22 protein-coding genes are annotated in these 25,055 nt (G+C 51.7%); 9 read left to right on the forward strand and 13 right to left on the reverse strand.

What is annotated here, in order from left to right:
• Positions 1–463: 463 nt before the first annotated feature.
• Complete coding sequence (gene polA / locus QL223_RS21560) at positions 464–3,259, reverse strand: DNA polymerase I (RefSeq protein ID WP_281545932.1); 2,796 nt, start codon at positions 3,257–3,259, stop codon at positions 464–466.
• A gap of 529 nt (positions 3,260–3,788) precedes the next feature.
• On the opposite strand from polA, the gene elbB reads away from it, so the two are divergent.
• Positions 3,789–4,439: an isoprenoid biosynthesis glyoxalase ElbB gene (gene elbB / locus QL223_RS21565; RefSeq protein ID WP_002539690.1), complete on the forward strand. Its 651-nt coding sequence runs from the start codon at positions 3,789–3,791 to the stop codon at positions 4,437–4,439.
• Between the two features lie 216 nt (positions 4,440–4,655).
• On the opposite strand, the gene QL223_RS21570 is transcribed toward elbB, so the two are convergent.
• From QL223_RS21570 to recQ, 4 genes are all read right to left on the reverse strand, one after another.
• Positions 4,656–5,096, reverse strand: coding sequence for a GNAT family N-acetyltransferase (locus tag QL223_RS21570; protein WP_002539688.1), 441 nt, complete (start codon positions 5,094–5,096; stop codon positions 4,656–4,658).
• A gap of 129 nt (positions 5,097–5,225) precedes the next feature.
• Positions 5,226–5,891, reverse strand: a complete 666-nt coding sequence (locus tag QL223_RS21575; protein ID WP_002539687.1) for a 7-cyano-7-deazaguanine/7-aminomethyl-7-deazaguanine transporter — start codon at positions 5,889–5,891, stop codon at positions 5,226–5,228.
• A 411-nt stretch (positions 5,892–6,302) separates the two neighbouring features.
• Positions 6,303–6,611 carry a DUF3630 family protein gene (locus QL223_RS21580; RefSeq protein ID WP_281545933.1) on the reverse strand — a complete coding sequence of 103 codons (309 nt, stop codon included), beginning with the start codon at positions 6,609–6,611 and terminating at the stop codon, positions 6,303–6,305.
• Positions 6,604–8,454, reverse strand: a complete 1,851-nt coding sequence (gene recQ / locus QL223_RS21585) for an ATP-dependent DNA helicase RecQ (protein ID WP_281545934.1) — start codon at positions 8,452–8,454, stop codon at positions 6,604–6,606. The genes QL223_RS21580 and recQ overlap by 8 nt, the downstream gene beginning before the upstream one ends.
• 277 nt (positions 8,455–8,731) lie before the next feature.
• Between recQ and rarD the strand changes: the two genes are divergently transcribed.
• From rarD to QL223_RS21600, 3 genes are all read left to right on the forward strand, one after another.
• Positions 8,732–9,628, forward strand: coding sequence for an EamA family transporter RarD (gene rarD / locus QL223_RS21590; protein WP_281545935.1), 897 nt, complete (start codon positions 8,732–8,734; stop codon positions 9,626–9,628).
• 170 nt (positions 9,629–9,798) lie between these two features.
• Positions 9,799–11,571, forward strand: a complete 1,773-nt coding sequence (gene ggt / locus QL223_RS21595; protein WP_281545936.1) for a gamma-glutamyltransferase — start codon at positions 9,799–9,801, stop codon at positions 11,569–11,571.
• Positions 11,572–11,587: 16 nt separating this feature from the next.
• Positions 11,588–12,085, forward strand: a complete 498-nt coding sequence (locus QL223_RS21600) for a DUF2780 domain-containing protein (RefSeq protein ID WP_281545937.1) — start codon at positions 11,588–11,590, stop codon at positions 12,083–12,085.
• A gap of 71 nt (positions 12,086–12,156) precedes the next feature.
• On the opposite strand, the gene uvrD is transcribed toward QL223_RS21600, so the two are convergent.
• Positions 12,157–14,334 (reverse strand): DNA helicase II, encoded by a 2,178-nt coding sequence (gene uvrD, locus QL223_RS21605; RefSeq protein WP_046305541.1) that lies wholly within the window; start codon positions 14,332–14,334, stop codon positions 12,157–12,159.
• A 381-nt stretch (positions 14,335–14,715) separates the two neighbouring features.
• On the opposite strand from uvrD, the gene QL223_RS21610 reads away from it, so the two are divergent.
• From QL223_RS21610 to QL223_RS21625, 4 genes are read left to right on the forward strand one after another with little or no spacing between them, the layout of a single operon-like run.
• Positions 14,716–14,976, forward strand: coding sequence for a DUF2282 domain-containing protein (locus tag QL223_RS21610; RefSeq protein ID WP_002539675.1), 261 nt, complete (start codon positions 14,716–14,718; stop codon positions 14,974–14,976).
• A 21-nt stretch (positions 14,977–14,997) separates the two neighbouring features.
• Positions 14,998–15,849, forward strand: a complete 852-nt coding sequence (locus tag QL223_RS21615; protein ID WP_281545938.1) for a DUF692 domain-containing protein — start codon at positions 14,998–15,000, stop codon at positions 15,847–15,849.
• Complete coding sequence (locus QL223_RS21620; protein ID WP_281545939.1) at positions 15,846–16,595, forward strand: DNA-binding domain-containing protein; 750 nt, start codon at positions 15,846–15,848, stop codon at positions 16,593–16,595. The genes QL223_RS21615 and QL223_RS21620 overlap by 4 nt, the downstream gene beginning before the upstream one ends.
• Positions 16,596–16,614: 19 nt before the next feature.
• Positions 16,615–17,052 (forward strand): DoxX family protein, encoded by a 438-nt coding sequence (locus tag QL223_RS21625; protein WP_281545940.1) that lies wholly within the window; start codon positions 16,615–16,617, stop codon positions 17,050–17,052.
• On the opposite strand, the gene QL223_RS21630 is transcribed toward QL223_RS21625, so the two are convergent.
• The 6 genes from QL223_RS21630 to QL223_RS21655 are packed head-to-tail and all read right to left on the reverse strand — an operon-like array spanning position 17,049 to position 21,658.
• Positions 17,049–17,765, reverse strand: a complete 717-nt coding sequence (locus QL223_RS21630) for an HAD-IA family hydrolase (protein ID WP_281545941.1) — start codon at positions 17,763–17,765, stop codon at positions 17,049–17,051. The genes QL223_RS21625 and QL223_RS21630 overlap by 4 nt on opposite strands.
• 27 nt (positions 17,766–17,792) lie before the next feature.
• Positions 17,793–18,710: a tyrosine recombinase XerC gene (xerC, locus tag QL223_RS21635; protein ID WP_002539668.1), complete on the reverse strand. Its 918-nt coding sequence runs from the start codon at positions 18,708–18,710 to the stop codon at positions 17,793–17,795.
• Entirely contained in the window at positions 18,707–19,381 is a 675-nt protein-coding gene (locus QL223_RS21640; protein WP_002539666.1) for a DUF484 family protein, read from the reverse strand. The genes xerC and QL223_RS21640 overlap by 4 nt, the downstream gene beginning before the upstream one ends.
• Positions 19,378–20,208: a diaminopimelate epimerase gene (dapF, locus tag QL223_RS21645; RefSeq protein WP_002539665.1), complete on the reverse strand. Its 831-nt coding sequence runs from the start codon at positions 20,206–20,208 to the stop codon at positions 19,378–19,380. Before dapF ends, QL223_RS21640 begins: the two co-directional genes overlap by 4 nt.
• 10 nt (positions 20,209–20,218) lie before the next feature.
• The gene (lysA, locus tag QL223_RS21650) at positions 20,219–21,472 is read right to left on the reverse strand and encodes a diaminopimelate decarboxylase (RefSeq protein ID WP_002539664.1); all 1,254 of its coding nucleotides are present in this window, start codon (positions 21,470–21,472) and stop codon (positions 20,219–20,221) included.
• Between the two features lie 24 nt (positions 21,473–21,496).
• Positions 21,497–21,658 (reverse strand): lipoprotein, encoded by a 162-nt coding sequence (locus tag QL223_RS21655; protein ID WP_002539662.1) that lies wholly within the window; start codon positions 21,656–21,658, stop codon positions 21,497–21,499.
• A gap of 74 nt (positions 21,659–21,732) precedes the next feature.
• On the opposite strand from QL223_RS21655, the gene cyaY reads away from it, so the two are divergent.
• Positions 21,733–22,044 carry an iron donor protein CyaY gene (cyaY, locus tag QL223_RS21660; RefSeq protein ID WP_281545942.1) on the forward strand — a complete coding sequence of 104 codons (312 nt, stop codon included), beginning with the start codon at positions 21,733–21,735 and terminating at the stop codon, positions 22,042–22,044.
• Positions 22,045–22,121: 77 nt separating this feature from the next.
• On the opposite strand, the gene QL223_RS21665 is transcribed toward cyaY, so the two are convergent.
• Positions 22,122–24,683, reverse strand: coding sequence for a class I adenylate cyclase (locus tag QL223_RS21665; RefSeq protein WP_281545943.1), 2,562 nt, complete (start codon positions 24,681–24,683; stop codon positions 22,122–22,124).
• Positions 24,684–25,055: the final 372 nt, after the last annotated feature.

A 25,055-nucleotide genomic window follows, 5' to 3' on the forward strand; every position in this document is an offset into this window, starting at 1 on the left:
AAGAAGCAGTGGTCATTATAACGCCAACGCCCTCAAATTAAAGTATTTACTCTAATAAACGGTAACAAAATACAAATACATCAATAATAATACAGATAAGACAATGTATTTAAAGGAATTAATGAGAGGCATCTAGAAGAAGTATTGGATAGGAAAAGCACAATAAAAAATGCCCCGGCTGACATTTGTCAACCGGGGCTGCTGAATCAGCTAAATCCAATAACGTGAAACAAAAGGTCTGAAAGATAGAACATCTTACCTCTGTACCCTACGCCTCTTACTGTATATCAAATGGCCGATTAAGAAAACCCTTTACGTAGTTTTTTTTCATCAAATTATAAAAATGAACACCTGATGTATTCATATTGTTTCATTTCAGAAATAAAAAAGCCCACAGCAGCGGGCTTTTTTCGCGTTAAGTTTTAAGTGTTTATGCGAGTCAGGTCGGAATCAACCGCCTGATTTAATGCGCCTGATCCCAGTTTTCGCCGCTACCAGATTCGGCGACCAGCGGAACTTCCAGCAACGCAGCCGATTCCATTAACTTACAAACCTGTTGCTCAATGTCAGAAAGGTGTTCGGTATCTACTTCCAACACCAATTCATCGTGTACTTGCATGATGAGTGCCACACGACCCTCAGGCTGGGTTTGAATCCAGGCATCCACCAAAATCATCGCGCGTTTGATGATATCTGCTGCCGTTCCCTGCATAGGAGCATTGATTGCAGCGCGCTCTGCCCCTTTGCGACGCATGGCATTACTGGATTTGATTTCCGGCAGGTGAAGACGGCGGCCAAAGATAGTTTCTACATAGCCCTGCTCCGCAGCCTGCAGTCGGGTGGTTTCCATGTACTGGCGCACACCTGGGTAGCGCTCGAAGTAGCGTTCCATGTATTGCTGCGCTTCACCACGTGGAATGCCGAGCTGTTTCGCCAGACCAAACGCACTCATGCCATAGATAAGGCCGAAGTTAATGGCTTTCGCACGGCGACGCATTTCAGAGGTCACATCACTGATATCAATCCCCATCACTTCCGCAGCCGTTGCCGCATGGATGTCTTTGCCGTGTCGGAAAGCATCAATCAGGGCTTCATCACCAGACAAGTGCGCCATGATACGTAGTTCAATTTGCGAGTAGTCGACTGCCAGAATGGTCTTACCTGCCGGTGCGATAAACGCCTGACGGATACGACGGCCTTCTTCATTGCGGATAGGAATGTTCTGAAGGTTCGGATCGGTTGATGACAAACGACCCGTTGCCGTGACTGCCTGATGATAAGAAGTGTGCACACGGCCAGTAGCTGGTTTCACCATCTTCGGCAGTTTATCGGTATAGGTGGATTTCAGCTTCGCCAGTCCACGGTATTCCAGAATGCGTTTTGGCAGCGGGTAATCCAGTGCCAGCTCCTGAAGCACTTCTTCGTTAGTAGAAGGGGTGCCTGATGGTGTCTTCTTCAACACAGGAAGACCCATTTTCTCGAACAGGATGGCCTGAAGCTGCTTGGGTGAACTCAGGTTAAATTCTTCACCGGCAATCTCATAAGTTTCCTTTTCGAGCTCATCCAAGCGAATCGCAATTTCCTGAGATTGCTTCGCCAGCATTTCCGCACTGATCAACACACCATGGCGCTCAATACGCGACAGTACTGGCACCAACGGCATTTCATACTGTTCGAAAATAACTTTCAGTTTCTCGTCATTGTTGAGCTGTGCCATCAGGGCATTGTGCAAACGCAGGGTGACGTCAGCGTCTTCTGCCGCGTAAGGGGACGCCTGATCCATTTCAATCTGGTTGAAGGTCAGTTGCTTCTTGCCCTTACCGGCAATCTCTTCAAAGCTGATGCACTTATGCTGCAGGTAGCGAAGTGCCAGACTGTCCATGTCATGCTTACCTGCCACGCTGTTGAACACGTAAGATTCCAGCATGGTGTCGTAAGCAATGCCGCGCATCGCGATATCGTAACGTGCCAGCACGCTCGCATCGTATTTCAGGTTCTGGCCAACTTTCAGCGCACCGGCATCTTCGAGCCAGGCTTTCATTTCTGCCAGCACCCAGTCTCTGTCCAGCTGCTTCGGCGCATCCAGATAGTCATGAGTCAGCGGCAGGTAAGCAGCTTCACCTTCAGCAACGGCGAAGGAAATACCTACCAGGTTGGCTTCCATGTAGTCCAGGCTGTCGGTTTCGGTATCGAAAGCCACGACATTGGTTTTCTTCAGCTTCTCCATCCAGCGCTGGAAGTCTTCTTCTGTCAGGATGGTTTCGTATTGGCTTCGATCAATCGCGGCGGCTTCGAATGTCGCTTCTGCTTTGGCAGACGATTTCGCTGCTGAAGCGCCAGAAGCTGCGCGCTCTGCGACGGCATCAACACCTGCACTGCCACTTTGGGCTTCTGCCAGCCAGCGCTTGAAGTTCAGTTCAGTGAAAAGCTCAACCAGCTTGTCGTTATCTGCCGAACGGTTGATTAGCTCTTCCGGCTTAAACGGCAGCTCACAATCAAGCTTGATAGTGGCAAGCTGATAAGAGAGGTAAGCGTTCTCTTTATTGTCCTCAAGCTTTTTCGCCATGGTTTTTGAGCCACGGAAGCTAAGGTCTGCAATCTTATCAAGGTTGTCATACAGCGCATCCAGACCACCGATACCGGCGATCAACGCAGTGGCGGTTTTCTCACCCACTCCCGGTACGCCCGGGATGTTGTCGACTTTATCGCCCATCAACGCGAGGTAATCGATGATGTGCTCTGGGCCAAAGCCGTATTTGTCATGCACGCCTTGTGGCGTCATGATCACGTTGGTCATGGTGTTAATCAGGGTGACGTTTTCATCCACCAACTGCGCCATGTCTTTATCACCGGTGCTGATAAGGATTGGCATGCCTGCCTTAGAACCTTGCACCGCCAGTGTGCCGATAACGTCATCCGCTTCAACGCCTTCAATCACCAGCATCGGGAAGCCCATGGCCTCGATGATTTGATGCAGCGGAGCAATTTGGCTTCGCAGATCATCCGGCATTGGCGGACGGTGCGCTTTGTATTCCGCATACATGTCATCACGGAAGGTCTTGCCTTTGGCGTCGAAAATCACCGCCACATGAGATTGCGGATACTGTTTCACCAAGCTGCGCAGCATGTTCACGACGCCATAAACGGCACCTGTTGGCTCGCCATTGGCATTGGTCAGGTTGGGAGAAGCGTGGTACGCGCGGTAGAGATAAGAAGAGCCGTCGACCAGGATCAACGGGTTATCAGAAGTCGTCGCCATAACGTTATAAGCTAACCGGAAAATGATTGATGGGTAAGGATGCCACGAGTTCCGGAGTCTGTTAACCCGAGATTTCGCTCTTCGGCTCAGGAATGCCAAGGTGATCGCTTTGGATTTACAACATTATTCTTCTCTGCTTAGCCGACCTTCCCCACCCTGTGCATAAGCCTTATACACAGCTCATTCACTAAAAATCACTGTGGATAAGTTTGTTGGTATTTATTTTCAGGTCTGTAGATCAAATTCGGAATGCCATAAGGGAAAGAAATTTACCTTATAATTTTTAGACACTTAACCTTAAGTCATTGATCGTGATCAGGATCGATCGCCGATCATCGACTGTGGAAAAAGAAATTAATGGCATGATCGAGTTATCCAGAAAAATTTTCTTTTATCGATCTGTAAGGATGTGATCCGGTTAGATTCAAATCCCTACCAGTTTGCTCATAAACTAGCCTAGCATTGATGATCTGACAGGCTAGGAATGAGCGTTGATTGCCTGTCCCGAATTTAAAATGAGGACACATTTATGAAGAAAGTGGCAGTCATTCTGGCTGGGTGTGGTGTCTACGACGGCGCAGAGATCCATGAATCCGTTTTATCCCTGTTGGCCATTGAGCAGGCGGGTGCTTCCTGGCATTGCTTCGCGCCGGATGTTGATCAACACCATGTGATTAATCATGCCGCGGGTGAAGAATCCGGTGAAACACGTAATGTTCTGGTAGAGGCGGCGCGCATTGCCCGCGGTGATGTAAAGCCACTCAGTGAACTCAACGTGAATGAGTTTGATGCCCTGCTGCTACCCGGCGGATTTGGTGTCGCTAAAAACCTAAGCACCTTTGCCACCAGCGACGAAGAAATGGAGATCGAAAAAGAAGTGCTGCGCGTGTGTAAGGCATTCGCCATCGCAGAAAAACCGGCTGGTTATGTCTGTATTTCCCCCGTCTTGATCCCGAAAGTGTATGGCCCCGGTGCGAAAGGGACTATCGGTAACGATCCGCAGACTGCAGCGGCATTCAACGCCATGGGCGGTGAACACATTGATTGCCCAGTGGATGACTTCGTGCTGGATCAAAGCCGTCGCCTACTCTCAACACCGGCATACATGCTGGCAACCTCTGTCAGTCAGGCAAATGCGGGGATCTCTAAGCTGGTCAGTAAGCTGGTTGAACTGGCGTAGGATAAAAAAGAAAAAAGCGACGCTTTTGAGCAAAAGCGTCGCCTGCATCAGGGTCAACTGCACAACGTAAGCAGTTTCATGCAAAAAACATATACTGGAAGCAATGTGAGCAATGTCGTGTGTCCGAAAGTAAGTTTCCCACTTGCCTTCGAACAAGACAAATAATAATCATTCTCATTACTATTTAGCAAGCAGTATTTTGCTTGTTTTTTACCTTCATGCCACAGGTGTGATTTTCTTCACAAAATGAAGGCGATATTGCTCCAATGCCTCTTTCTTCTCCAGATGTTCAATCTGGTAGTGATTGTTCAACAGTAAACACAGCATGCCTGCAAAGCAGTTACGGGATTTCACCCTGAGACTGGTATAGCCATGTTTTGCCACCCAACGTTCCTGCGCATGTAACAGCGCCTGTGCAATACCGCGGCGGCGACCAGTTTTGGTCACGCCACCCAGCCAACTGTAAAAACACTCATCATCTAACTGATAGCCAATTTTGACACCACAAAGTTCGCCGTCGATATCAGCAACCAATACCAATGAAGACTTGTCACCAATGCGTTTTTTTAGCGACTCGAGGGATTCCTGATGGGCAAATTCATCAATCTGGCTGAGCACGTTCACGGCTTCCGCCAGCGTGCCTTCTCGAATGATCATGGGATAGTCCTTGAAATGATTAGCGCCAAGACGCTCGTGTTTCGATTATAGCGCTTGAAGTTAAGACATAAAAAAAGCCGGTCTTTCGACCGGCTCTCTTTCCCTCAATATTCTGCGTTGATTTCGCTGTTAAACCAGCTTGGTTTCAACGGCTTCGTTCACCCGGGTAATGCGGCTGACAATATAGTTCAGCAGCACACCGTACATAGGAACGAACAAGCCGAGGCTGATCACCAGTTTAAATGCGTAGTCGACCAGCGCGATTTCTACCCAGTTCTCCGCCATAAAGGCATCCGGACTGTTGTAGAAAGCAATCGCAAAGAACGCCAGAGTATCAATCGCATTACCAAACAGCGTTGAACAGCTTGGCGCCACCCACCATTGCTTGGTTTGGCGCAGGCGGTTGAACACGTGGATATCGAGGATTTGTCCCAGCAGGTAAGCCATAAAGCTTGCGGCGGCGATACGCGCAACGAACAGATTGAACTCAGTCAGATGACCCAGTCCCTGATATTCGCCTTGGTAAAAAAGGACCGACAGCACATAGGAGATCAGCAACGACGGTACCATGACCGCGAAAATGATCCGGCGCGCAAGGCCCGCACCAAAGATGCGAACGGTTAGATCGGTTGCCAGAAAAATGAACGGGAAAGTAAACGCACCCCAAGTGGTGTGAAACCCGAAAACGGTAAATGGCAGCTGAACCAGGTAGTTACTGGATGCAATGATAACCAGGTGGAAAACCACCAGGAAAGAGAGGGCTTTGCGCTGTTGCGCGGGCGTAAAAGTGCTCATTGTGAACCTTTTTGTCATTGGGGGTGAGGGAACCCAAATTACCAACTCACCAGATTCTGTGATCTGGCATCTAGGGGCTGTTAACCTTTGGTGGTTAAATTTTGTTCTCGCTATAAGCGTTTTAGGCGCGGCGAGGTGTGTGCCGCCTAGTCATTCTAAGCAAATACACCTCAACAAAGCATAAAACGCTTAGAGCAGAACCCTTCGGGCAGCGTTTGTAGGGAATTTCTGCTGCGTTATCAGCTTCTCATGTAGGCTAGCTACACATCGAAGCTTCTGCCTTGCATAAAATCCCCACAAACGGCTGCAAAAATCATCACCAAAGGTTAACAGCCCCTAATTAAGGTGGCGAATTATACATCAATTCCGGCGAATGCCAACTGCTGCAAATTAGTCGGTTTCTAATGCGGCTTAGCCAAGCTGTTTCGACAGCCAGATATTCAGAAAGGCGAGCTCTTCATCACCTTCTGCACCCAGCCTTTCCAGCCAAACACTGGCGCTGTAATGCTCGGCACGCAGCATAAATGGCACACCTTCAAAGTCGATAAGCCAGCTTAATAAATCCGCATCAGTTTGTTTTTCCGCGACCTTAGCGTCAATCAGTTGGCAAAACGCCATCAAATGTTGCTCGGCGTTATCAAAATCCAGCGCATCTGCAGCCAGCACCAACCGACCTGCTTCGCTGTCATGGTGGGAAAGACGGAAAGTAGGGTTATCCATAACTCGGCTCATCGTCATTAAGGGTGATATGGTCTTCAATCACATCGAGGAATACGTTGCCATATTTTTCAAGCTTGCGCTGACCGACACCGTTCACCGCCAGCAGCTCACCTTGAGAGGTTGGGATCATCTCTGCCATCTCAATCAAGGTGGCATCGTTGAAGACCACGTATGGTGGAATGTCTTCTTCATCCGCAATCGCTTTACGGAGCTTACGAAGTTTGGCAAACAGCTTCTTGTCGTAATTACGCTTACCAAGCTTGTCAGCTTTGCTACGTGGCGACAGACCTAATCTCGGCACTGCAAGTTCTAGCGCAATTTCCCCGCGAAGCACCGGACGCGCCTCTTCGGTCAATTGCAGCACAGAGCTTCGGGCAATGTTCTGCACCAGATAACCACGGTGGATAAGCTGACGGAAAATGCTGACCCAGTATTCATGGCTGAACGCTTTCCCCAGACCATAGGTGCTGAGCTTCTCGTGTCCGTGTTCCTTAATACGCTGGTTCTGCATCCCGCGCAGCACTTCGACCGTGTAGCCCACACCGAAATTCTGGTTCACGCGGTACACGCAGGACAAGGCTTTTTGCGCTTGCTCAGTACCATCAAACAGCGTTGGTGGGTCAAGGCAGATATCGCAGTTGCCGCAAGGTTTCTCGCGATACTCACCAAAGTAGTTCAGCAATACCAGACGGCGGCATGTCAGCGCTTCGGCAAACGCGCCCATGGCATTGAGCTTGTGGCTTTCCACCAGCTTTTGCGGACCATCCGGTTTTTCTTCCAAGCAGCGGTGCAGCCAGCCAATGTCTGACGGGTCATAGAGCATCACCGCTTCTGCTGGCAGGCCATCACGCCCGGCACGGCCAGTTTCCTGATAGTAGGATTCGATATTGCGCGGGATGTCGTAGTGCACCACAAAACGCACATTGGGTTTGTTGATACCCATGCCGAAAGCCACGGTCGCGACGACTATCTGCACATCGTCTCGCTGGAACGCTTCCTGCACCCAGGCGCGCTGCTCGTTCGTCATGCCTGCATGATAAGCTGCGGCGCGGATATTACTGCCAATCAGCTTTTCTGCCACCTGCTCGACTCGTTTACGACTGTTGCAGTAAACAATGCCGCTCTGACCGGACTGGGTTGCCAGAAACTGGGTCAATTGCGCCAGAGGCTTGTGCTTTTCCACCAAGGTGTAGCGGATATTCGGACGGTCAAAACTGCCAAGATAAATATGCGGGTCATTGAGGGCCAGACGCTGGCAGATATCCTGACGCGTGGTGTCATCAGCCGTTGCGGTCAGTGCCATGACCGGCACATCAAGGAAATGCTGCTTCAGGCTGCCAAGTTGCGCGTACTCAGGACGAAAATCATGTCCCCATTGACTAATACAGTGGGCTTCATCGACCGCAATCAAGCCAAGGTTTACCGACTGCAGACGCTCGATAAAATCACGCATCAGAATGCGCTCTGGCGATACGTACAACAGCTTGAGCGAGCCATTGCGCAGCGATTGCCACGTGGCCGATTGCTCGTCTGGATTCATCGAAGAGTTAAGACATGCTGCTTGCACGCCGTTCGCCAGCAATTGGTCGACCTGATCTTTCATCAAGGAGATCAACGGCGAGATCACGATGGTGAGGCCATCGCGCACCAAGGCAGGAATTTGATAACAGAGACTCTTGCCACCGCCTGTTGGCATGATCACCAATGAGTCACGCCCACCAACTGCGGCATCGATGATTTCTTTCTGACCGTCGCGGTAACTGTGATAGCCGAACACTTCCTGCAGAACAGTTTCGTCGTGCGCCAGTGGCGGTGTCATTTCGGCCGAATCGGTAACGGTCATAGAGCCTCTCATCATTGAATAGCCGCTCATTCTAAACGCAGCGGAGCATGGATAAAAGGTCAACGACGACGAACTGTCAGTTCAATTTTTCTCAACAGAAAAGGTGTGCTTCAAAAAGGGAAGTCCATATACTGGCCAAAGCAGCAAAAACTTTTATATATGATGTGGATGCTGGGCACTCTCCAGAAAAATCCGCATCAAACCTTTATTTTTCGCTGCACGCACCGCCATCAGGCGGTTTTTGCTCTTTAGCGTTTTTAGATGTAGAGATTTCGCAGTGAATGATGCGCAACAAACCCGCCGCGGCGTGATGCTGGCGCTGGGCGCTTACACCATGTGGGGCGTTGCTCCGCTTTACTTTAAGGCTCTAACCGATGTACCACCGATGGAAGTGTTGGTGCACCGCGTGATTTGGTCTTTCTTCTTCCTTGCCCTCATTCTTCATACGAGCGGTGGTCTTGCGCGCGTCAAATTGTTACTGAAAGACAAAAAACGTCTTGGCCTTCTGACCATCACTGCCGTGGTGATTGCGGCTAACTGGCTGATTTTCATTTGGGCGGTGAAAAATGACCTGATGCTCGATGCCAGTCTCGGCTACTACATCAACCCACTGATCAATGTGGTCCTTGGTATGGTCTTCCTCGGTGAGCGTTTCAGAAAGTTACAATGGGTTGCCGTAACCTTGGCATTTCTCGGTGTGGCCATTCAGGTCATCACCTTTGGGTCACTGCCTTGGGTCGCACTGGTACTGGCATGTAGTTTCGGCTGCTACGGCCTTCTGCGTAAGAAGATAAACGTCGATGCCGCAACCGGGCTTTTCATCGAAACTCTGGTGCTGATGCCTGTGTCGCTGATTTACCTTTTGTTTATCGCCAGCAGCACCACCTCTGACATGATGCAAAACAACTGGGGATTGAACCTCCTTCTGATCGCTGCCGGTGTAGTGACGACACTGCCACTGCTTTGCTTTAACGGCGCGGCAACGAAATTGCGTCTCTCGACGTTGGGTTTTTTCCAGTACATCGGCCCAACCATTATGTTCATGTTGGCCGTTGGTCTCTACAACGAGCCGTTCACGACAGATAAAGCGACCACTTTTGCCTTTATCTGGACCGCGCTGGCAATTTTTACCTTTGATGCCGTCCGGAGCCGGAGCAAACAACGCAGCAAATAAGCACCAAATACGGCACCGTCAGGTGCCGTATTCCTTTACGCCCGACAAATCCTCTATCTTGCTGCCATAGCGGAAAAAATCCGTGTTTCTGCCTCGTTAATCCGACACTCTTCTCTTCCTTTTGCGGACTATACTCAAAGTCCAACTCTTGGGCGTTAAAAGGAATTACAATGAAAAAACACCCTACCCCTTTTCTTTCCGTACTGGCACTCAGCCTTGCACTTGCTTTTCCTGCTGCCGCCACCACCCAGGGTGAAGCCGCTGACGCCGTTGCGCCGGAGCTCGCAACCGGTAGCGTGATGCGAAAAGCCGTGAAAGGTAAAGAGTGGATGGTGGCCTCTGCCAACCCCCATGCCACCCGAGCAGGTGAAGCCATGCTGCGTGCTGGCGGGAATGCGATTGATGCCATGGTGGCGGTACAAACTGTCCTCGGCTTGGTTGAACCACAAAGCTCAGGTATCGGCGGCGGTGCACTGCTGGTGTATTGGGACAGTGATGCGCAGGCACTCACCACCTTTGACGGACGCGAAACCGCGCCCAAAGATGCCACGCCTACGCTGTTCCAGAACGAAAATGGCGAGCCGCTGAAGTTCTATGATGCTGTGGTCGGTGGGCGCTCTGTGGGCACACCGGGCACATTACGCCTGATGCACGACACCCACGCCAAATTCGGAAACCTTTCATGGCGCGCAGTGCTGACACCGGCCATTGAACTGGCAGAAAGTGGCTTTGAAGTCTCTCCACGTTTGGCGGGTCTGATTGAAGGCGATGCCGACAGACTGCGCCGCTACCCGTCAACCTATCAGTACTTCTTTGACGACAATGGTAATCCGCTCACTGTCGGTCACCGCCTGGTGAATCAGGAGTATGCCGACACCTTAAAACTGGTTGCTCAGAACATTGATAATTTCTACGAAGGCGAGATTGCCGCCGACATCGTGGCGACAGTGCAAAACGCCGCGGGCAACCCGGGCATTCTGAGCAAAGAAGATCTGGCTGACTACCGCATTGTGGAGCGCCAGCCTGTTTGTGCGCCTTACCACCAGTACCGTATTTGTGGCATGGGACCACCAACATCCGGCGGTATTACAGTGGGGCAAATTCTGGGGGTACTCAGTCACTTCCCGATGAAGTCACTGGGTAAAGACAACCCTGAAAGCTGGCGCTTGATTGGGGATGCCTCCCGGATGGCGTTTGCAGATCGCGGCCGCTACATCGCCGACAGCGATTTTGTGCCAGTGCCAACAGAAGGCCTGCTGGCTCCGGAATACCTCAAAGCCCGTGCCGAGCTGATCCCAGCCGAAGGTGCCATGAAAGAGGTTAGCCCGGGTGAGCCCAAGTTCAGTCACGCCAGCGTTGCGCCAAAACTTGCCGATGACGAGTCTATTGAATTGCCTTCCACCAGCCATTTCTCGATTGTGGATAAAGACGGCAACATCGTTTCTATCACCACTACCATCGAGAACGGCTTTGGCTCACGCCTGATGACACGAGGTTTCTTGCTCAACAACGAGCTCACAGACTTCTCGTTCAAAACCCACGCTAACGGGTATCCGATTGCCAACCGCGTAGAGCCGGGCAAACGCCCCCGCTCATCCATGTCGCCAACCATCGTGATGCGTGATGGCAAGCCATACATGGCCGTTGGCTCACCGGGCGGCAGCCGCATCATCGGCTACGTGGCGAAAACCTTGGTCGCGCACCTTGATTGGGGACTCGACATCCAATCTGCTATCGACCTGCCTCACCTTGTAAACCGTTTTGGCACCTACGATCTTGAAGCCGGGACGGATGCAGAAAGTTTCAAGCCCGCGCTTGAAGCAATGGGATATGAAGTCAATATTCGTGACTTAACCTCGGGTATCCACGGTATTGTTATCGATAGCGGCACCTTGGTAGGCGGAGCTGACCCAAGGCGCGAAGGTTTAGTTGTGGCGGATTAACGCCAGGAGCAAAAGAATGTTGCGAAAAGTGAATATGATTGCGCTGTGTACCCTTCTGGGCACAGCGAGTGTCCCGGCGCAGGCGACCGACTTGGGTAGCCTGCTGGGCAGTGCCGAGAAAGAAGCGTCAAACCTGTTGGAAGGCGTGAGCAGCGAAACAGCCAGCAACCCGCTGACCTCTCTGCTTTCTACCGACCTCGGTGTTGACGACAAGCAAGCGGCAGGCGGTGCCGGTGCATTGCTGGCCATGGCTTACCAGACATTGGGCGAAGGCCAGAGCAGCGAACTTCTGAAAATGGTACCGGGTATGGATTCACTGACCAGCATGATCCCGGGTGATTTGGGCAGCAACCTGTCGAACATGGAGTCAGTAGACAAAGTGTTTAACATGTTGGGAATGGACTCAGGTATGGTGCAGAAGTTCGCACCTGTGATTCTGAAGCACCTGACAGGCGCTGGCGCGAGTGAATCGCTCATCAGCGATCTGGCAAGTGCTTGGGGCACGCCCGCTTAATTCGACATATCGACACGCCAAAAATAAAAGGGTGGCTCAATGCCACCCTTTCTTTTTCTTCAGACCCCGAATCACATCGCCTCAAGCTTGGCGTATTGGGTTACCAACCATTTGATACCCTCCCCGTTAAACGCCACCTGTACACGACTCTGCTGACCACTTCCTTCAAAATTAATGATGGTGCCTTCACCGAATTTCGGATGCAGCACACGCTGGCCAAGCGAGAATCCGGTCTGGTTGAAGTTCTCTTGGGTCTGGGTTTGCGAGAAACGCCCTGATGCTGCGGCAGGACGCGACACTTTCGCGCGCATTCGCACTTCTTCGAGGCAATCTTCCGGTAATTCGCGGATAAATCGCGACGCTTTGTGGAACATGTCTTTGCCATAAACTCGGCGCATTTCCGCGTGGGTGATATAGAGCTTTTTCATCGCACGGGTCATACCGACATAACAGAGGCGACGCTCTTCTTCCAAACGTCCGGCTTCTTCTGCCGACATCTGACTTGGGAACATGCCTTCTTCCACACCCACCATGAACACCATTGGGAACTCCAGGCCTTTGGCACTGTGCAGTGTCATTAGCTGCGCCGCATCGTCAAACTCATCCGCCTGACCTTCACCGGCTTCAAGCGCTGCATGAGAGAGGAACGCCGACAGTGGCGACATTTCTTCCTGCACCTCTTCCGGCACTTCAAACTGACGGGTTGCGGTGACCAGTTCCTCAAGGTTATCAATGCGCGCCTGCGCTTTTTCACCTTTCTCCGCTTCGTACATAGCGCGAAGGCCGGAGTGCTGAATCACGTAGTCCGTTTGCTGGAATAGCGCCATTTCGCGGGTGTCGTCTTCCAGTGCATTCACCAGCTCGACAAAACGACGCAGTGAGTTTGCAGCGCGGCCTGCCAGCACCTGTTCTTCAAGCAGCTGGTTACTCGCTTCCCACATGGTTGCACCGCGGTCGCGCGCAGCAAGGCGGATGGTTTCTAGCGTGCGATCGCCAAGGCCACGTGCTGGCGTATTCACCACGCGCTCAAAAGCCGCATCATCAAAACGGTTACCAATCATGCGAAGGTACGCCAGCGCATCTTTGATTTCCTGACGTTCGAAGAATCGCATGCCACCGTAAATGCGGTACGGCAGACCCGCCTGAATCAAGGCCTCTTCAAGCACACGGGACTGGGCGTTGTTTCGGTATAAAATCGCAGTGTCATTCAGTGCGCCGCCTTCGTCTTGCCAGGCTTTGATTTTACCCACCACAAAACGGGCTTCATCTAACTCATTAAACGCACTGTATACAGAAATCAATTCACCTTCCTGACCTTCCGTCCACAGGCTCTTGCCCATACGCTCGGCGTTGTTTTCAATCAGGTGGTTAGACGCTTTCAGAATGTTGCCAGTCGAGCGGTAATTCTGCTCAAGACGGATGGTTTCAGCGCCAGGGAAGTCCTGCAGGAAGCGGGAGATGTTCTCGATTTTCGCGCCGCGCCAACCATAGATGGACTGGTCGTCATCGCCTACGATCATCACTTTGGCACTGTTGCCCGCCATCATACGCAGCCACGCATATTGGATGTTGTTGGTATCCTGGAACTCGTCCACCAGAATGTGCTGGAAACGCGCTTGATAGTGCTCACGGATATGCTCTTTATCACGCAGCAGCTCGTGGCAACGCAGCAGCAATTCCGCAAAATCCACCAGACCTGCACGGTCACACGCTTCCTGATAGGCAGCGTAAACACGCAGCCAGGTTTTCTCTACCGGATCAAACTGGGCATCGATGTGATGCGGACGCAGGCCTTCGTCTTTCTTGGCGTTGATGTACCAGGACGCCTGACGCGCAGGCCAATGTTTTTCATCCAGATTCTGCGCTTTGATCAGGCGGCGAAGCAGACGCTGTTGATCATCTGAGTCCAGGATCTGAAAGTCCTGCGGCAGGTTTGCATCCAGATGGTGGGCGCGGAGAATACGGTGACACAAACCGTGGAAAGTGCCGCACCAAAGACCGGAGGCCGTACCCTGCATCAACTGCTCAATACGCCCGCGCATTTCTGCGGCGGCTTTGTTGGTAAAAGTTACCGCCATCACCGAAAACGGCGAGGCATATTCAACCTGCATTAACCAGGCAATACGATGAACCAGCACACGTGTTTTACCACTGCCTGCGCCCGCCAGAACCAGATAGTTGCCAAGCTGAGCAGCCACTGCCTCGCGTTGTTTGTCATTCAGACCGTCAATCAGGTGGGATACGTCCATCGTTCATTCACTGGTTATTTATACACTGGTCGAGGATTATACCCATAAACCGTCGTGAGTTGCAGATCTGCTTATCGCACTGCGCTTGTTTTTGAATCTGTAACGGCTTCTGCCTCTTTCTCACCTCATGAATAGCTTTAACGTCTACCGTTTCAAGACAAAAAACACCCAAAAATTAAAGGCAATAAAATCATAGATATAGAGGCATCTTTACTTATTCAAAGAAAAATAGGCTTAAAAAATAACCGTAATAACGAAAGTTTTTATGCCAGAGACCTATCCTTTTGGAAGAGCACTGAATAACCAACAGTGCCATCAGGGACTCCCTGAATAACCTATTGATTATCTTGATGACAAAAGTCTGTAAAGAGAGGAACCATCATGAAAAAGACCAATTTTGCTGTCGCTGCTGCTGTTACCAGTCTTCTTGCTGTCGGTGCAACCACCCTGACAGCTGCTCCCGCTCAAGCAGCAGAGAAAGAAAAATGCTACGGCGTGGTTAAAGCCGGTAAAAACGACTGTGCAACGAACAATAGTTCTTGTGCAGGTACCTCAACCAAAGATGCACAAACCGACGCATTCGTCGTAGTACCAAAAGGTCTGTGTGAGCGTCTGGTTGGCGGTTCAACCACTTCGTCTTAATTGGCACTAAAGGGTCCCGGTATGGAAAAGGTATCTCCTTGGGTGGGCGTTGGACTGAGACAGCCACACCACGATCACTTTCTTAATCATTCCCCGGATATCGGATGGTTAGAAGTACACAGCGAGAACTTTTTCCTGCCGCACTCAAAAGCCTTTGAGGCGCTGCACACCCTGCGGCGCCACTATGACGTCAGTTGCCACGGTGTGGGTTTGTCACTAGGGTCTGTCGATCCGGTGAACAAACACCACCTTGGCAAGCTGAAACAACTGGTCGACACCATCGACCCCCTCTTTATTTCCGACCATTTAAGCTGGAGCTCGGTCGACGGTGAATACTTCAACGACCTGCTGCCTCTGCCGTATACAGAAGAAGCGCTGGAGGTGTTTTGCCGCAATGTCGACGCAACGCAAGATTACCTGAGCCGCCAAATGTTGGTCGAAAACCCTTCGAGCTATCTGAGTTTCAGCCACTCCACCATTCCTGAATGGGAGTTTCTTGCCGAAGTGGCGAGGCGCACTGGCTGTGGTTTATTGCTCGATCTGAATAACATTCATGTCAGCGCCTTCAATCATGGCTTTGATACCGACACTTACCTCGCGGCAATTAATCCAGATTGGGTGCGGGAAATTCATCTGGCCGGCTTTACCGTGAAGCAGTTGGACGAAGGGGAAATCTGGATTGATACCCACAGCCAGCCAGTCTCTGAGCCTGTGTGGTCGCTTTATGAAAAGTGGATTGCCGAGCATGGTGCGCGCCATACCCTGATTGAATGGGATCGCGATATCCCCACGCCGGACGTTTTACTCGGTGAAGCAGCAAAAGCCGATCGCATCGTCAAAGCCCTCTCGCCATCCGTCAAGGAGGCATCATGAGCGCACCTAGCCTTGCTTCGCTGCAGCATCAGTTTCGCGATGCCCTGCATTATGAGTCACACGATTTACCTGTTGCAGAAGGCGTGACAGAGCCAGAGGCGCTGATACAGGTTTACCGCAACAACTTTGTGATGACCCTGACAGAATGCCTCGAGAACATTTACCCCGTCGCCAATGCTCTGGTGGGTGAAGAGTGCTTTCAAGCCATTGCCCGCCACCATGTACTCGGCACCACCATGGATAACGCCTGTGCCGATCGCTATGGTGCCGGGTTTGCTGACACCATTCGCGCGCTGCCCAACATCATCGAAGCCGTGCGGTATCTGGCAGATATCGCTGAGATTGAATGGCATATCCAATGCGTGAACAGAGCGCCATTGCCTGAGGCATTTCCGGTCGAGGCCTTGTCAGAAATACCACCGGAAGATTTTCCGCGTATTCAGCTGACGGTTTCTCCGGCATCCGCCGTGATGAAAAGTGACTTTGCTGTCGCCACACTCTGGCAAGCGGTCAGCAATCAGGATGAGGAAGCATTGAATCAGCTGGATTTGATGCGTCCTGAAGCCCTGCTGGTGCAGAAAGATGACGAAGGGATCAGTGTCACCACTATCAGCGATGAAGAAGCCTCGCTGATCCTCGCCTGTAAAGATTTCGCGTTTGGGGAGATTGACCCCGAGCTTTTGCCACACATTTCCGGTGCCATGCTACGCGGTGTTTTCAGCAGCTTTGCTCTGGCCAGTGATTAACAAGAAAAGGAAATCGCACATGTTCGCTGTGATCAATAAAATCGACGACTTGATGGAATCTGCGCTGAAGCCTTTGGTTCCGGTTCTTCTGTTGGTTAGCCGCCTCTGGGTAGCCTGGGTGTTTTTCAAATCTGGCCAGACCAAAATCGCCAGTTGGGACAGTACCCTGTTCCTGTTTGAATACGAATATCAGGTACCGTTTCTTCCCTGGGAAATGGCGGCCTACCTCGGCACGGCGGCGGAGCTCATTTTACCTATCTTCCTGGCACTCGGCCTTTTAACCCGCCCAGCGGCTTTTGCCCTGTTTGCCTTTAACATTGTTGCGGTGGTGTCTTATCCGGCGCTGTGGCCAAAAGGCTTTTTCGACCACCAAATGTGGGGGGTGATGCTGCTCGTCACCATGATTTGGGGACCAGGTGTGGCAGCAGTCGATAACTGGTTGAAGAACCGTAACTAGCCCAGCAAGAGCAACTCGGAAAGGTTGGAAACTTCCACGTCCGGCAGTAACGAAGCGCGCCGCTGCAATGTCAGCGGCGTTTTTGTGTCGTTAAACCAACACGCTTTAAAGCCAGCCAGTTTTGCCCCGCGCACATCGGCTTTAAGGTGATCGCCAACATGGAGAATGGTGTCTGCGGGAATATTCAGGATGGATTGCGCCTTGGCAAACAGTGCACCGTCAGGTTTCGCTGCACCGTCCGGCCCTGCCTGAAGCACTTGTTTGAACAACGGCGTCAGGCCCAGCTTGTCGCAATCAACATTCCCATTGGTGATCGCCACCAGCGGATAGCGCTCAGCCAATTCACCCATGATCTGCATCGCGTCTTCCGGAACAGTAAAATTACTGCGCTCATAAAGGAAAAATGCCACGCCATCATCGGCGAGAGATTTGGCGTCAGCTTCATTCAGGCCACAGCGTAAAGCCGCCAGGGTAAGCTGGGCACGACGGATTTCGGTGACAAACCCCACCAGCGAGGCATCCGCTGCGATCACTTCTGCGCGCATCACCTGCCACTGCGGCCAGTCAAAATCAACCATCGCCGGGCAACGCGCTTCCAGCCAATCCAGCAACATTTGCTCTGCACGGATAATCACCACCCGGTTGTCATACAGGGTGTCGTCCAAATCAAATGTCATGGCAGAGACAGGTTGCCAGCGGCGATAGAACTTCATGCGCGCTCCTTGCAGTGAGTAGTGCGGTTAGTCGTCGTTTTTACGCTTACGCGCCCTAGGGTGTGCAGCGTCGTACACTTTAGCCAGGTGCTGGAAATCGAGGTGGGTATAAACCTGAGTGGTGGAGAGATCAGCATGGCCCAGAAGCTCCTGCACCGCCCTCAAGTCACCGGAAGATTCCAACATGTGGGTAGCAAAACTATGACGCAATTTGTGAGGATTGATATGGCTGCTGACCGCCTGTTTCTGTCCCCATTCCGCCATACGTTTTTGTACGCTGCGCGGAGAAATACGGTTTCCCAGCTTCGACAGGAAAAGAGCATCTTCCGGCCCTTTAAGCAGTTGGTTACGCACTTTCAGCCAGTTGAACAGCCACTCTTTCGCCATACCGGTAAAAGGCACCACACGCTCTTTGTCGCCTTTACCGATCACACGTAAATCCCCCTTACGCATCGCCACATCGCGAACGTTAAGGCCAATAAGCTCAGACAGACGAAGTCCTGCGCCATACATCAGCTCCATCATGGCGCGATCGCGCACGGCTAATGGATCGTCTGCATCCACTGACAGCAACTGATTCACTTCATCGACATCAAGGTTCTTTGGCAGCGTGCGACCTTGCTTGGGCGCTGCGACGCCTTTCGCGGGATTCGCCGCCAGTGCGCCGTCTGACACCATAAAATCAAAGAAGCTGCGAAGGGCTGACAGGCGAAGCGCAATGCTGCCCGCTTTCAGACGTTCGCGCTTGGCTTGGGCTGCAATCTGGCGCACCCATGCGGCATCGACATCCTGCCATTTGGTCACGCCAGCCCCTACCAGAAACTCAGCACTGGCAGTCAGTTGTTGGCGGTAATTGTTTTCAGTGTGGCGGCTTAAGCCCCGCTCGCGGATCATGTAATCAAAGAATCGCGCCAGCGGTTTTCCGATGCTGGCAGGCAAACTCATTCGTTCGCCTGCCACTTAGTGAGGAGGATGGCGATGTGCTCGGCGATCTGTTCGACGAACAGAGTATCCATGCTTGGCTGGAAGTGACCGCCATCTTGGCTGGCAAAAGTCAGGAAACCCAGTTCTTTGCCTTTAAACACAGGAACTAGCGCATAAGAGCCAAGCTCAGGTGCCTGAGTTACAAACTGGTCGCCATCGACTTTGCGCAACCTGCCCAGGTAGATGCGCTGGCCGCAGAAATGCGCCGCTTTCACCGCATCCACACTCTTTCGGTTTAACTGGTGGTGTCCACCGTCATAGAGACGAAGGCTCACAACCAGGTGCAGTGAGTTGGCAAGTTCCAGCAAGGCTTTATGAATATCGTCTTCACTTTCTGCCGCAAACAACGCCTTATGCGCGTGGGAGAAAGCGCGAAACAGGTTTTCATTGCCTGCCGCGATACTCATCAACTGGGTAATATCTTCTTCAAGCTCGGCCACACGCTCACGCAAACGGCCAAGTTGGATTTCGACGAGAGATACCGCACCACGCTCAGCATGAGGCACTCTCAATTGCGCCGCCAGTTGAGGTTGGCGGTGGAAGAAGTCTGGATTGTCTTTCAGAAAAGCGGCCACGGCTTCTTCGGTCAATGCCTCAGCCAGTGGCCCTTCGAGCTTGGAAAGCTCCGTCATACTGTTATCTGTCCATCGTATACGTGTGAAGCCGGACCCGTCATGTAAAGCGGATGCCCTACGCCTTTCCAGCGTATTTTCAGATCGCCGCCCGGCAAGTGCACTTTCACCGACTCATCAAGCAAACCCTGCAAAATGCCTACAGCGACTGCTGCACAAGCACCACTGCCACACGCCTGAGTTTCGCCCGCACCGCGCTCGTAAACGCGAAGACGGATTTCATTGCGCGATACCACCTGCATAAAGCCAGCGTTAACACGCTCAGGGAAACGCTCGTGGGATTCCACCAGCGGACCCAGACCTTCCACGTCATAAGTATCGACGTCATCGACCACAGTGACGCAATGTGGGTTGCCCATACTGACCGCGCCCACAAACAGGGTTTTATCTTCTACACGTAAAATATAGGTTTTTTCTTCAGCATTTGCGCGGAAGGGGATTTTAGACGGCGCCCAGATAGGCTCACCCATATTGGCAGTAACCAGCTCGTCACTGTCCATCTTGAGTATCATCTTGCCGCCTTTGGTGCTGACCTGAATTTGGTTTTTGTTGGTCAGCCCTTTCATCCGCACAAAACGGGCAAAGCAGCGCGCACCATTGCCGCACTGCTCCACTTCGCTGCTGTCAGCATTAAAAATCCGGTAATGGAAATCACTTTCCGGATCATACGGTGGCTCAACCACCAACAGCTGATCAAACCCCACGCCGGTATTTCTGTCCGCCAGACGGCGGATCATGTCCGGAGAGAAGTATGCATTTTGCGTCACGCAATCAACGACCATAAAGTCGTTGCCGAGACCATGCATTTTGGAAAATTGTATCTGCATCCGGATCCTTTTACTCAGGCAGTACCTGTTCTAACTCCCACAGTGATGCCAGCGGCTCACGCTGACGCACCAGGTGGGATTGATCGCCATCTACCATCACTTCTGCCGCACGGCAGCGGGTGTTGTAGTTAGACGACATCACAAAGCCATAAGCACCTGATGAACGCACCGCCAGCAGGTCGCCTGCTTCAAGCACCAGCGCGCGGTCTTTACCGAGGTAATCGCCGGTTTCGCACACAGGACCAACCAAATCATAAGTTTTGGCTTCACCCTGACGTGGCTGTACGGGAACAATATCCTGCCAAGCTTGGTAAAGCGCTGGACGCAGTAAGTCGTTCATCGCCGCATCAATGATGGCGAAGTTCTTTTCTTCGTTGTGCTTGAGGAACTCAACCTTGGTCAGCAAGACACCGGCATTGGCGGCGATGGCACGGCCCGGCTCAAACACCAGCTCGATATCCTGATGGTTCGACAAACGGTCAAGCAAGGCTTTCGCATAGTCAGACGGCTCTGGCGGTTTCTCATCGCTGTAAGTCACGCCGAGACCACCACCTACATCAAGGTGATCGATAGAGATGCCATCCTGTCCAAGCGCATCAATCAGCGCCAGCAGGCGATCGGTCGACTCGATAAACGGAGCCAGCTCTGTCAGCTGTGAACCAATGTGACAGTCAATACCATGCACAGAAAGGTGTGGCAGGCTGTTCGCGTATTGGTAAACCTCACGGGCTCTATCAAACGCGATGCCGAATTTGTTTTCTTTCAGACCGGTAGAAATATACGGGTGGGTTTTGGCATCCACGTCCGGGTTGATACGCAGGCTGATTGGCGCCACTTTACCCAGCTCGCCCGCCACTTTGTTCAGGCGATCAAGCTCAGCTTCTGATTCGACGTTGAAGCACTTAATGCCCAGCTCCAGCGCACGCGCCATTTCCGGTTCGGTTTTACCCACGCCAGAGAACACCACTTTCTTCGGATCGCCGCCAGCCGCCAATACGCGCTCCAGCTCACCCTGTGAAACGATGTCAAAACCTGAGCCCAGACGCGCCAATACATTAAGTACGCCAAGGTTGCTGTTTGCCTTCACGGCATAACAAATCAGGTGCGGATGGTCTCCCACGGCTTTATCAAACGCATGCCAATGACGCTCCAGCGTCGCACGCGAATATACGTAAAGCGGTGTGCCGTATTGCTCTGCAAGCTGCGCCAGTGGCAGATCTTCTGCCCACAGTTGCCCGTCATCCTGATAATTGAAGTAGTCCAACGTTGTCCTTCCCTGTCCAAAGTTTTATGGCTGAGTGGATTCCTGAGTATCCTGCGGCGTTTCCGAATTGACCTGCTCATTTTGCGCGGGTACATCTTCTGGAAAGTAGAGGGGTCCTTGCTGACCGCATGCCGAAATCAGGGCTACTGTTGCCAGCGCGGCAAGTTTCAGGGTTAATCGCATCATTTCTGCCAGTGATCTAAAAGTTAATGCCCTCTATAATCGCATCAACGCACTGAAAAGCAATAGGACGACTGAGAATGAACACAAGCCAATACAATGAACTGGTTGACGAGCAATGGATGGCGATTGAAGACGGCATCGACGAGAGTGGCGCGGATATCGATTACGAAACGAATGGTAATGTTCTGACACTGGATTTTGAAGACCGCAGCCAGATCATCATCAACCGTCAGGAACCGATGAAAGAGATCTGGTTGGCATCGCGCTCAGGTGGCTTCCATTTCAGCTACCAGGACGGCCAATGGCTGTGCAGCAAGAGTGGCATGGAATTTATGGATATGGTGAAGCAAGAATGTTCCAAACACGCTGGCGAGAGTGTGGACTGGTAACAAGCTGCTTGATTTAAAGTGTATTAATAAAGGCTGACAACATGTGTTGTCAGCCTTTTTTCTGAAATCGGGATTGATCAGCGGGACGCGTATTGGGCTGCGTCAGTATTCGCATCAGCACGTTGCCACTGACGCTCACTCTTGTAGGGGATGACCTGCGCGCGACCATCGGCTTGATGGATGATGTCGTAGAACTGTGGCAGGTTGAAATTAACACCTTTACCGGCAAAGTTGGCGGTTTCCTGCGAGGAGGTATAAAAGCGGTTTACGCCCTGAACCATCTCTTCTTTGTCACCGCTGCACTGGCGATACACTTCCACGCGGTTGTTTTCATCCAGTACATAGATGTGGAACCCATCATCACAATCTTCAAAGAAGAACTGGATAAGACCTTCACTGGCGTAAGCATCGACCACTTCCGGCGGATGGATATCAGCGTCTTTGTCCAATACCACGACCGGTGAACCGTGAACCTTATTGGTAGAAATCGAACGGTAGAACTCGACGGAGTTTTCCAGCTTCTGCACTGACACACCTCGGCGCTCGAAGAACAGGCCGAAGGTTTGGTCTGCCACACGAATCGCTTTAAAGCGGCGGCGTTTTTCCTGATCGACCGGTTTCAGGCGCATGTCGATACACTCTGCCACCAGTTGGTAAACCAGGTTACGAATCAAACCACGCATCTTGCCCGCATAACAGAACACATCCACTGATTCTGGCGGAATGGCATCTTGGTGCATTTTACCCAGCAGGGTTTTCAGCACGTCAAGAATCGCGTTCTCGCCCTTGAAGTTCAGGGTACGCACTTCGTTCCAGCTGTTGCGGTAAACCAAATCGACACTGCCAACCAAACACTGCTGCTCAGCGCCGTAGCTGAAAATGTCTGTGTTTTTGAAATCGAAACGAACCGCAGGCTGTTTAAGCTCTGTGGTTGGGTCGTTTTCAAGATTGATGAACAGCGCCAGTTTACGCACTTCACAAGGGCTCGACAGCGCCTGCAGCGAAGGCTGCGGACGACGCACCGAGAAGGTGTTACGAAGGTCACTGACCAATTGGTAAAGCTTGTCGATGTCGACATTGCTGTTACGTGCCACTGAATGCAGGCGGCTTGATTCGGTCAACAAACCATTGAAATACGCCCACGCCACCAGCTTTGACAGGTAACGGTTATGTTCGAGCGGCGAACGGCCGATGATTTCGACAGGCTTCAGTGATTGCTTGTACAGATACCAACCCGGCGGGTTACTGCGCCCTTCTGGCACCTGAATAAAGCTCAAGTCCGCTTCGTGCAAATCCGGAGACAGTTGCGGGTTGAGCAGGGTCACTTTGCCCGGCAATACCTCAAACGCAGCATAAAGCTTACGGGCCAGAATACTGATGTCTTCAGGGCTAATTGCAGAAGTGATGTCATTGCGGCGCGCGAAACGGATAAGGTTTCGATAGCTCAGCATTAAGGCTTCAAGCAGCTCGTTGTGCGCTTCTTTAACCTCTTCCACTTTCCAGTTACGGCGATTATCCAGACGCGCGATGTCTTCCTGCGTCCAGCCCCATTCACGGGTCAGGATACACAGTACTTCACGGCGCCATGGCACAGAGCCAGGGCCCGGTTCGCGGGTCAGTTTCTCGTGGGTTTTGAGGTAGAAGCAGCGACGCACCAGATCAAGACGGCGGTGGTCATCGATGCGCTCAAGATAGCGGGTAACTTTCTCCAGCATGAGGTAATACGCGTCAGACTGGTAAACGTCCAACATGCCAGAGAAGAAACGGCGCTTGCCGTCGACGCTCAGAAGCTGGGTACCTGGATACTCCCAAGAATAAGCTTCAAGCAAAATCGCTTTCAGTACCGACTTATAAGGTGAATCGATACTTTTATACAGTTGCCAGAGACTGGAGCCGAAGTACTCTTCCGCCGGGATCGATGGCAAACCGCCAAAGTCCACCCAGTCTTCGCGTTTTATCGCGCCACTGGCAATCATCTCTCCGACGTAATCTTCGTAGCAACCTTCCATCTCCGGTGGCACCAAATACCAAAGCAGATGTTGGCCGGCGAGATGCACGGCGGAGCGGTAGAATTCATCGAGCAGCAGGTAGTGCTGGGTAGAGCCACAGTTTTCCGTGGTCATCGCCTGCGCCATGTTCTGGCGGAAGCGCTGCTCGCAAATCACAAAGAAGTTCACTTCCACACCCTGAGACATTGCCCAGTCGGAAATCAGTGAACATTTGGCGTCCAACATGTCACGTTCGTCGTGCGCCACCCAATCCTGCACACACACCCAAATATCCAGGTCACTGGTGAGGCTTTGACCCATTGATGCAGTACTGCCCATCGAGAACAAACCTTTAATAGGGTGCTCTTGGGAAAATGGCTTAACTGGTGATGGGGTATTCAGTGCGAGGGCGCAATCGTTGACGAAGTCTTGCTGAACGTCTGAAAGGGAGAAACTGCAGATACCATGGACGACGCTACGTTCTAGGTAACCAGGGACAGCAGGATGATTAAAGTGCAGCAAGGCAGGCAATACGTTAAAGACATTAACGGCCTGAGAGTGCATAGCGCTTCGTGCGCGCTCCAACCTAACGTGGTTGAAGGCATTAAGACGCTCTAATTGCTGATCAACATAGTTTTGCAAGATAAACATCCAAAGTTGCCGACATCCTAGTCAACGTAACGGGAGCTGAATCTAAAAGACTTCAGTGCCCATGGATAAAAACGTGATCAATCTAACAGTTTTTCTTTGGAGCGTAAAGCGAGCAATGACTCATCATTTCTGCTTCACTTTGCTCACTATATGACCAAAACTGTGAGAGAGACAACGCTTTATCTCAAATTTGATCCGAAATAAGGTGAACCACGTAGGGTTTTATCCCTGTGAACCGCCTCAAAAACATGATCCATATCACATCATCATAGCCGAAGCCGCGTGGATTCGCACCTTTTTATCGCCACTATCACCTTAAGTTCTCAAGGAATAACAAGGGGTGGTACGATTAGCGTAAGCAAATCAAATGGA

Source organism: Grimontia sp. SpTr1 (assembly GCF_947387585.1).
GTDB classification, from domain to species: domain Bacteria; phylum Pseudomonadota; class Gammaproteobacteria; order Enterobacterales; family Vibrionaceae; genus Enterovibrio; species Enterovibrio indicus.

Bases quoted from the DNA above. Each gene is read 5' to 3' on its own strand.
- polA (WP_281545932.1), bottom strand. From the start codon at position 3,259: ATGGCGACGACTTCTGATAACCCGTTGATCCTGGTCGACGGCTCTTCT.
- elbB (WP_002539690.1), top strand. From the start codon at position 3,789: ATGAAGAAAGTGGCAGTCATTCTGGCTGGGTGTGGTGTCTACGACGGC.
- QL223_RS21570 (WP_002539688.1), bottom strand. From the start codon at position 5,096: ATGATCATTCGAGAAGGCACGCTGGCGGAAGCCGTGAACGTGCTCAGC.
- QL223_RS21575 (WP_002539687.1), bottom strand. From the start codon at position 5,891: ATGAGCACTTTTACGCCCGCGCAACAGCGCAAAGCCCTCTCTTTCCTG.
- QL223_RS21580 (WP_281545933.1), bottom strand. From the start codon at position 6,611: ATGGATAACCCTACTTTCCGTCTTTCCCACCATGACAGCGAAGCAGGT.
- recQ (WP_281545934.1), bottom strand. From the start codon at position 8,454: ATGACCGTTACCGATTCGGCCGAAATGACACCGCCACTGGCGCACGAC.
- ggt (WP_281545936.1), top strand. From the start codon at position 9,799: ATGAAAAAACACCCTACCCCTTTTCTTTCCGTACTGGCACTCAGCCTT.
- QL223_RS21600 (WP_281545937.1), top strand. From the start codon at position 11,588: ATGTTGCGAAAAGTGAATATGATTGCGCTGTGTACCCTTCTGGGCACA.
- uvrD (WP_046305541.1), bottom strand. From the start codon at position 14,334: ATGGACGTATCCCACCTGATTGACGGTCTGAATGACAAACAACGCGAG.
- QL223_RS21610 (WP_002539675.1), top strand. From the start codon at position 14,716: ATGAAAAAGACCAATTTTGCTGTCGCTGCTGCTGTTACCAGTCTTCTT.
- QL223_RS21615 (WP_281545938.1), top strand. From the start codon at position 14,998: ATGGAAAAGGTATCTCCTTGGGTGGGCGTTGGACTGAGACAGCCACAC.
- QL223_RS21620 (WP_281545939.1), top strand. From the start codon at position 15,846: ATGAGCGCACCTAGCCTTGCTTCGCTGCAGCATCAGTTTCGCGATGCC.
- QL223_RS21625 (WP_281545940.1), top strand. From the start codon at position 16,615: ATGTTCGCTGTGATCAATAAAATCGACGACTTGATGGAATCTGCGCTG.
- QL223_RS21630 (WP_281545941.1), bottom strand. From the start codon at position 17,765: ATGAAGTTCTATCGCCGCTGGCAACCTGTCTCTGCCATGACATTTGAT.
- xerC (WP_002539668.1), bottom strand. From the start codon at position 18,710: ATGAGTTTGCCTGCCAGCATCGGAAAACCGCTGGCGCGATTCTTTGAT.
- QL223_RS21640 (WP_002539666.1), bottom strand. From the start codon at position 19,381: ATGACGGAGCTTTCCAAGCTCGAAGGGCCACTGGCTGAGGCATTGACC.
- dapF (WP_002539665.1), bottom strand. From the start codon at position 20,208: ATGCAGATACAATTTTCCAAAATGCATGGTCTCGGCAACGACTTTATG.
- QL223_RS21655 (WP_002539662.1), bottom strand. From the start codon at position 21,658: ATGATGCGATTAACCCTGAAACTTGCCGCGCTGGCAACAGTAGCCCTG.
- cyaY (WP_281545942.1), top strand. From the start codon at position 21,733: ATGAACACAAGCCAATACAATGAACTGGTTGACGAGCAATGGATGGCG.
- QL223_RS21665 (WP_281545943.1), bottom strand. From the start codon at position 24,683: ATGTTTATCTTGCAAAACTATGTTGATCAGCAATTAGAGCGTCTTAAT.